This is a genomic window from Lentilactobacillus parafarraginis DSM 18390 = JCM 14109, from assembly GCF_001435895.1.
Taxonomy (GTDB): Bacteria; Bacillota; Bacilli; order Lactobacillales; family Lactobacillaceae; genus Lentilactobacillus; species Lentilactobacillus parafarraginis.
In genome coordinates this window covers 1-8,777 of the sequence record NZ_AZFZ01000078.1, presented here as the reverse complement: position 1 = coordinate 8,777, position 8,777 = coordinate 1, and the positions used below count along the sequence as shown (strand labels likewise).

Here is an 8,777-nt window from a genome sequence, read left to right as displayed (position 1 = left end):
AAAAAGCTTGTTTTAAGACAGACCCTAATTAGCTTGACCAGATGTAACAATTTTTGGATTTGCTGGTAATAAGTAAATCCGGTAATTAATTTTTCCGATTTTGGTACTATTCGAGTTAGATGATGTTGCTTTAACTGCAACACCGATATGATATCCATTGTAGTCGCTTAAATTAGAATAGTTAATCTCATTGGAATGATTGACTAGTTGATTTTTCACTAGCGAAATGTTTGGCTGGCTAATAAAATTCCAATTTTGGAGTAAACCTTGTGGCTCACCTCCATAGAGTTGAATTAACCATTTAGACCAATATGCTTGTGAATCACTGTAATTATATTGTTCATCAAGTGATACCCCGTATTCGGCCAATTCATCGAGCTTTTGGTCTTCAACTAAATTTGGAAAAAGTTGTAAGATTTGCTTTTCAAACTGTCCTGCATTAGTTTCATTAAATTGCTTCGTATTATCTGAGTACGTCTGGTCTGGAGTGTTGCTATTATTTCCAGAGCTATTGTTATCACCATTTGAAGAGTTATCATTACTATCACCAGAATTACTGTTAGGAGTGGTAACACTGGCGGCATTCGGATTGATACCACTGGTTAAATAACCGCGCCAAACAATCCCACTCACCGTGCCGGCACCATTGGCAACGTAATAATAAACCCCTTTCTTACCTGTGTAACTGGAACGCATCAGGATACTTTTAGAAACATACCAGGTTGTCCGTGGGTAGTTTTTGAGGTTATGCAATTTCTGAGTATGCGTGGCGTTGTAAATGTAAGCGGATCGCTGACTGGCAGCGTGGTAAGGCAGGTTATTACGATCGATTGACTTCACCCAGTAGTAACGAGCCGAGGCCTGGGCAGGCTTTGCTTGAGTAGTGGCTCCCCAGATTCCCAAGCTGGTTAATGCAGATGCTAATAAAACAATCTCTTTCTTCATGATGTTGCGCCTCCAAATTAAATATAGTATAGCACCAAAACTGTTTTGATCCGGAGCAAATTTGACGGCATTTTGCGTTGGTCAATTTGTAAGCGCTTTTTACTAAAAACAGGGTTGCAAGTCCTCCCAACTATCAATATACTTAGGCGCATGATGATTAAGGGCCTCGATTGGTTATTTCACACTGTCACGCTTAAGAATCGCCATTGGGCCCGCCACACTAATCAATTGGGAATTAACAAATAGAATGATTGCTTTGGAGGATAACATGAATAAACAGGGAGGATAATATGAATAAACAGATGGAACGAATTTCGTTTGCTGGAATGCTGGTGACCCTCGGCATTGTTTACGGTGATATCGGGACCTCCCCGTTGTATGTCATGAACGCGATCATCGGGGATGCCGGGAAAATGGGAAATATCTCCCCCGACTATGTGATCGGGTCAATCTCGCTCATCTTTTGGACCCTGATGACTATCACCACGTTAAAGTACGTCATTATTGCGATGCGGGCCGATAATAACCGCGAGGGTGGGATCTTTGCGCTATACGCGCTGGTTCGTCGCAACGCCAAATGGCTGATCTTTCCAGCTCTGATTGGTGGCGCCGCCATTCTGGCTGATGGCACATTGACGCCGGCTGTGACCGTTACGTCGGCAATTGAAGGGTTAAAGAATCAGCGGTTGGGCGCCTTTGTATTCAGTAATTCCCAGCACGATGTTTTAATCGTGACCACCGCTGTGCTGCTCATTTTATTTGTCATTCAGCGCTTTGGCACCGGAACCATTGGCCGGTCGTTTGGACCCATCATGGTCATCTGGTTCGGCTTTCTCGCCTTCTTTGGGGTTGTTAACCTGTTGACATATCCCGGAGTATTGAAGGCCCTATCGCCTTACTATGCGATTAAAATCCTGTTCAGTCCGGTCAATAAAGCCGGCATCTTCATTCTGGGCAGTGTTTTTCTGGCAACGACTGGGGCCGAGGCGTTGTATTCCGACATGGGGCACGTTGGCAAGAAGAATATCTACGCGACCTGGCCGCTGGTCTATTTGGCGTTATTTCTTAATTATTTGGGTCAGGGCGCCTGGATCATTAACCATGCGCATGACGCGGCTTTCCGGGGTCTATCAGACCTGAACCCCTTTTATGAAATGCTGCCGCATGACATGCGGATTCTCGGCATTGTGATTGCGACCTTTGCGGCGATTATTGCATCCCAGGCGTTGATCACCGGCTCATATACGCTGGTTGCCGAAGCGATGGGGCTGAAATTTGTTCCCCGCATGATTATTAAGCACCCCAGCAACATTAAAAACCAAATTTATATTTCAACGGTCAACTGGCTTCTTTGTGTGATCACGTTGGGGGTTGTGTGGTACTTTGGCAGCTCCCAAAAGATGGAGGCCGCTTACGGGCTGGCGATTACCGTCACGATGGTGATGACGACCATTCTGTTATTTGAATTCTTGAAGTCTAAATTAGCCCACGTTTACGCGCTGGCGATTGCGTTATTCTTTGGTACGATCGAAACGATCTTTTTGCTGGCTAGCTTAGTGAAATTCATTCACGGCGGATACGTCACCCTGATGATCATGTTGGCAATCCTGTACGTGATGTGGGTCTGGTACTTTGGCAATAAGCGCCGGGATCATTACGAACGGGAAAGTGAGTATGTCTCATTGCTGGACTACCGGGATCAGCTGACAAGGTTGACGGTCGATGAGTCGGTGCCGTTCTACACCACCAATTTGGTATATATGACTAAAATTAAGAGCGACTATCGAATTAAGCGAAGTACCATGTATTCGATTCTGGATCAGGAACCTAAGCGGGCCAGGGTATACTGGTTCGTGACGGTCAACGAAACCAACGCGCCGTACGAAAGCAACTATACCGTTGATATGTTGGGCACCAAGAATATCGTCAACGTTCAGCTTCACTTGGGATTTCGAAAGCCGCTGACCGTCAGTGTCTACCTCCACCAAATTGTGGATTATCTGGTGGAAGAGGGTATTCTGGAGCCGCAAGAGCCGAAATATTCGACCCAGAAGAATCGCAAGGTGGGCGACTTTAAGTTCGTCATTATCAATGAGCAGCCGGCCGATTTGTCGGCCAACGATCAGATCAAGCCCCTGGATCGTCGTTTGATTGGCGGGCGGATATACCTGCAAAATGTCACCGCGTCGCCGGTTTCCTGGTATGGATTGGAATTTAGTAACGTGGTTCAGGAAAGCTCGCCGCTGTTCATCGTTCAGGAAAAGGATCAGTATTTGGTTCAACGGAAAATTTATCATAGTGTGGCGCGTCAGAAGAAGTAGGACAACGAAGGGTGGTCTCGCAGCTGGTTAAAGGCTGTTGGAGCCACTCTTTTGATTACTTTCCCTTAGAAGGTGAACTGATAATATGGATAAAGGGGGTCGTGGAATGGTAAACTTTAAGTTGTAAAGTGGCAATCGGAAAATGGGCAATTGAACAAGTCGCGGGTACCGTGATATTAATTTAAAAAGATATTCACTACATAAATCACAAACCCCAAGTTTTCGGTTTTCGTTATCCACCATTATCCCAGAAAATTCAAAAATAAAGCATAGCCAGTTCATTGATAGACCGGGCATGCTCGTATGACAAGCTTGATGGATCAAATTATCTGCCATATGTTAAGGAGGATCAAGATGAACAATATTCATTTTGCTCAAAAACTCAAGAAAGCAAGAAGTGATTTGGCGATCACTCAGCAGCAACTTGCGGATAAGCTTCACGTTTCCCGAAAAACCGTGTCTGGATGGGAAACGGGGCGGACCCGACCAGATATTGACATGCTGCGGCAGATGGCCGATATTTACCATATTTCACTGGATGAGTTGGTGTCGGATGCGAAGGCGCCTGAACATCATTCTGACTCTATTCATCGCGAGAAAGGCTTGATCACTCGTGTAACGACGACTACATTGGATATTATCTTAGCAATTCTAATTGTCCAGAGATTCACGCACAATTCTCGCTATGATAATGTCTTTCTTATGATGGATTATCTAATCTATTTCGGGTTTGGCCTGAGATTGTTGTTGACTAGGTGGGTTCTCAAGATACTTCACTCAGTGCGATCACCGATATTTCTGATTTGCTATTTCCTATTTGGAGCATTTTCAATTTGTGCGGCGTTTTCAAATTTGTTCAACATGGGATTTGCTTTTCAACTGACAATTGGCATCATTGGGCTAGCAGGGCTTGTTAATCTTATCGCGATTGGCTTGTTGAAGCCGAACGGAAAAAATGATAACCGAGTCTAGAGAAAGGTCTAATACAAACAAGATTACCAAATCACCGCTGTTTTCTTGAGGTAAAGACAGTTCGAACTCTATTGGGTTGAACTGTTTGCTCATTAAATACAGGGGTGATTTTTATGCTTAAGATTGATCATATGAATACGTTTATCGGACGAAAACGAATCATTAAAGATGTCTCGTTTCAGGTGCTTCCAGGTTCAATTGTTGGCCTAATTGGACCTAATGGCGCGGGAAAGACAACGATTATGAAAACCATTCTTGGTTTAACAAAGTTCACCGGCAATATTTCAGTCGAAAACCAAGCGGTCACAGAAAATAATCATGCCGCGTTAACACGTGTTGGAGCATTGATCGAGCATCCAGCAATTTATCCGTTTTTAAGCGGATTGGAAAACTTGAAACTATATTCATTGGATGAAGATGATATGAACCACGTTGTGTCACTTCTTCGTATGAATGAATATATTAATCGTAAGTCCAAGGGTTACTCATTAGGAATGAAGCAAAAGCTTGGAATTGCAATCGCCCTTCTAAACAAGCCGCAATTGGTGATATTAGATGAACCAATGAATGGGTTAGATATTGAGGTAACAATTTTGGTTCGTAAGATTATTAAACAATACGCTGCTCAAGGCACCGCATTTCTAATTTCTTCACATGTTCTGGGGGAGTTACAAAAGGTTATGACAAATGTTCTTTTGATCACAGAAGGTCAAATTATTGTGGATAAACCGATCGATGAATTTAATCAAGTGAATCATAAACACTATAAGTTATTAACTGATGATATGCCGGCAACCGAACAACTACTGTCGGATAACCGAATTTCTATAGAGAAGGAAGATCACTATTTAGTTATTTCTCGTAACGATTCCTACAAGATTCAGGATTTTCTTTACAAGAATCATATTCGGTTAGTGGAGTTGACACCGAAAGGTATGAGCTTTGAGCAAGCAATTGTTAGCTTAGTCGATCAGCAAAGAAGGCAGAGTCATGCAGAATAATTTGAAACAAGAATTCTTTAAGTTTAGTCATCAACGAATTCCGATAGTTGGCATTATTGCGTTGATAATTCTAATGTTGTATTCGGCGGTTTCTGGATCTGGCGTCAACCAAGCACTCATTGCCCAAGGCTTTGGTGCTGGTCAGTGGGTCACCATTATTATGATTACGATTTCTTCGACATTCGTTGCAATGGAATACGAAAATAACACAATCGCAACGTTGTTTTACAAAAGTTCCAGTAAAGCCAAAATTTACATGGCAAAATTTCTGATAATTGTATTGTACGGCGTTGCATTATTACTAGTAAGCATTGTGACGACTATGATATTTAAAGTCACCTTTGTAGGTGGACAATATCATTGGACCGAAGCCTATCAACAATCCAATCTCATCGGGACACTGTTTCTCAATTTAATAGGAACGTTTATTTACGTCTTATTCATTGTCTCGTTTGCATTCTTGCTCATTACCTTAATTAAGAACAACCCTGCTGTGGTGGGGATAGGACTTGCAATTGTTTTTTTGGGATCACCATTTTCAAGTATGATTATGAGCGGCTTCTCGGCGTGGATTCCAATTCTAAGGTGGAATCCACTTAATATGATCTACGTGATGAATCAAATGGCAATGCCAAGAGTATTTGCAAAGGTGTCATATTTAAGCACGTTTCAGATTGTCCTCGGGAATATTGTTTACATTGTTGGGTTTATACTGGTTGGGTGCCTGTTATTTAAGAAGCAGCGAGTTTAAAGGTAGCAAGATGACGTCGTCAGAAATGAAAGCGGTGAATATTATGAAGACTAGCTTGTATCAAGAATTTTATAAATTCAGTCATAAAAAAATAACCTGGGTTGCACCGATGCTGCTGTTGGGTTATATGGCGCTTTGGATTGCTTATCCAATGACTCGATTGATGACAATGATGACTTATGATTCCAGTGATGCGATCAACCTTATTGTGATCATTGTGGGGTCTACGATGTTTTCAATGGAATTTCAAAACAATACGATCCTTACGTTGATCTATAAATCGTCGTCAAAACCGACAGTTTACTTCAACAAGTTCATCACGATTTTTGTATATGATGTACTGCTACACGCGTTGTCCCTTGCATTCACCATTGTGATTGCATTGACAATTCGACCAGTGGCGTGGATGAAAGTTTACCGATATAACCAACCGTTGATTATAAATATGCTTTCAACCACGGGTATTGATGTGCTTACATCAGTGTTAATTATTAGTCTGGTGTTTGTAATTTCTACAATGATTAATTCAAATGCGGTGGTAATTACCGCAAGCATGGCAGTTGTGTTTTTTGGGGAAGCAATCTCTACTGATTTTATGAACCTGGATTCATCATTAGCATATCTGTTTAAATGGAATCCGTTTAATATGACGCTTCTAACACTTCAGTATTCAAACTATCCCCTGTATCACGAAACAACGTTATTAACTAACCTACAAATTAGTCTCGGCGCCTTGGCTTATATGTTGACGTTCTTGGGAGTGGGTTACTTGATCTTTAGAAAGAAACGATTTTGACAGAGTTCTCTTAATTAATTTGTGATTTACGAAATGTGTATTTGGAAATTTACCATAAATTTCGTGAGATTACCCAAGTTGGATCGTCCATGATTTAGAAGTTGCTAGCGTGATAGTCCAGATAGGGAGGTGGGGCAGGAATGATCACGGGTATATATCGTGAGTCTTACAAGTTTTTTCATAAACGAGTGGCATGGTTTGCACCGGAAATCATCGTATTCTTGATGATGGCAATGGGTTTGTCTGAAGGGCACACGCAACCACAACTATTGATAATGACAGGATTCGGATCAAGCGAGGGGATCCTACTAACTTTGATTATCGTCGCCTCCAGCATCTTTTCCATGGAGTTTCAAAATCACGCGATTTTAACCATTCTTTATAAAGCACCGGGTAAGTGGCACGTCTATTTAGCAAAGCTGATTGTGACATTTGGCTATAACGTTGCGTTGCACTTGCTTGCACTGCTTGTGACGTTCGGTTTGTCCTTGACGCCAATCATCAAACCAGTTGACTGGTCCGCCGTCTACCAACACGGTCAGCCGCTGATTATCAATTTGATTGCAACGACAGGGGTTGATGTGCTGACATCGTCCTTAATCATCGGATTCATTTTCCTGACATCGTGTCTAATTAATTCAAACGCGGTTGTCGTAACATTAAACATCGCGGTTGTTTTTATGGGCGCGTTTATTTCGTATAACTTTTTGCTTCAAAATCAGCGGTTGGCATCTGTGTTCAGATGGAACCCGTTTAACATGGTGAATCTGACCAAGCAGTATTACAATGCGTCCATGGTGCAATCAACTTATCTGAATAATGTGCAGCTGACCTTGGGGACANCTTTGTGCTACTGATTGCCGGCTACCTCATATTTCGCAAGAAGCGATTTTAGTCCAGCAACGGTTTTCATTTTGCTAGCACGACGTTAAATGGAACTGAGCGCAACTGCGCTTGACTGGGGTTATTGCAAGAAATACCGAGAATTGTTGTTTCAACACATCAAATTGAGAGCCATTTCCTGGGAAATGGCTCTCAATCTCTGCGCGCTCCTATTTTTCAAAAGTTTGAAATGAAATTGCTGAATGGTGGTGAAAACCAGTTTGATTATTTGAGTCCGATTGCTGAGGCAAATTGGAGTATTTGAATTTACTTGAGAGAGATAATGATTTGCGGGCGCAATTACTGATTATCCGATTGCATCCAATTTTGATTAGGACTGAGGGATACTTTTTTACGGAATCTAACCTTAGACTGTTTGGATTTGCAAATAACAGGAACGTGTTTCCAAACTTAGCACTGGACAAGGGATTGACAATTTATTTACTCTTAAATTCCGAAAAGTTTGAATAAATAAAAGTTGAGACCTGCCCAAATTACTGCGATCATCAAAATTACAAGAATTATGATGCCAGCAATCCATAATCCAGAGTGCTTTTTGGTTGTCCCTTTGAGATCATTATTATAAGCCGGATTCAAGCTTTCAGCCAGAGGATACTTACGAGATAGTCGTGGCTCTATCCATACGGTCTGAAATACTTTAATTACGCCTAAACCAATCGGCCATAAAATTAACCAAGCGATCCCAGCAATATCTAATATTCTGTCATTGTCCGTTAATGAAACCAAACTAATCAATATCAACATCAGTATGACAAATCCTACAATCAGACATAAGCGATAAAATTTATGCAGAACTAACCATTGATGGGTTTGGTCAGCTTTCTGTTTATCAAAGCCCTCAATTTCTTTGCCCTTATTCGAATCTGAAATTGATTCAAATAAATCACCTATTTGAACACCCAATGCATTAGCAACCATGCGTAACGTTTCTAAACTGGCATCTTCTCCAGCTTCTAGTCGTTGAATTGTCCGCGGATTAACCTGACTAACCTCTGCTAAATGTTCTTGAGTCCAACCACGCTGTTTTCTTAAATCCGCAATTTTATTATTAGTCATCATTTAGGGTCTGTCTTAAAACAAGCTTTTTA

Annotated in this window: 7 protein-coding genes; 5 read left to right on the top strand and 2 right to left on the bottom strand. The window is 41.6% G+C overall.

What is annotated here, in order from left to right; all coding sequences use genetic code 11:
• Nucleotides 1-24: 24 nt before the first annotated feature.
• On the bottom strand, nt 25-945 hold the full coding sequence (locus FD47_RS12785; RefSeq protein WP_054736309.1) for a hypothetical protein: 921 nt from the start codon (nt 943-945) through the stop codon (nt 25-27).
• Nucleotides 946-1,235: 290 nt separating this feature from the next.
• Between FD47_RS12785 and FD47_RS12780 the strand changes: the two genes are divergently transcribed.
• From FD47_RS12780 to FD47_RS12760, 5 genes are all read left to right on the top strand, one after another.
• A complete protein-coding gene (locus FD47_RS12780) occupies nt 1,236-3,266 on the top strand; it encodes a KUP/HAK/KT family potassium transporter (RefSeq protein WP_054736307.1) in 2,031 nt (676 codons plus the stop codon).
• 354 nt (nt 3,267-3,620) lie between these two features.
• Nucleotides 3,621-4,238, top strand: coding sequence for a helix-turn-helix domain-containing protein (locus FD47_RS12775; protein WP_225352989.1), 618 nt, complete (start codon nt 3,621-3,623; stop codon nt 4,236-4,238).
• Nucleotides 4,239-4,351: 113 nt separating this feature from the next.
• Nucleotides 4,352-5,239, top strand: coding sequence for an ABC transporter ATP-binding protein (locus tag FD47_RS12770; RefSeq protein ID WP_054736305.1), 888 nt, complete (start codon nt 4,352-4,354; stop codon nt 5,237-5,239).
• Nucleotides 5,229-5,990: an ABC transporter permease gene (locus FD47_RS12765; protein WP_054736298.1), complete on the top strand. Its 762-nt coding sequence runs from the start codon at nt 5,229-5,231 to the stop codon at nt 5,988-5,990. The genes FD47_RS12770 and FD47_RS12765 overlap by 11 nt, the downstream gene beginning before the upstream one ends.
• Nucleotides 5,991-6,033: 43 nt before the next feature.
• Nucleotides 6,034-6,786: an ABC transporter permease gene (locus tag FD47_RS12760; protein ID WP_054736311.1), complete on the top strand. Its 753-nt coding sequence runs from the start codon at nt 6,034-6,036 to the stop codon at nt 6,784-6,786.
• 1,329 nt (nt 6,787-8,115) lie between these two features.
• Here the strand turns inward: FD47_RS12760 and FD47_RS12750 are convergent.
• Complete coding sequence (locus tag FD47_RS12750; RefSeq protein ID WP_054736295.1) at nt 8,116-8,748, bottom strand: helix-turn-helix transcriptional regulator; 633 nt, start codon at nt 8,746-8,748, stop codon at nt 8,116-8,118.
• Nucleotides 8,749-8,777 lie beyond the last annotated feature (29 nt).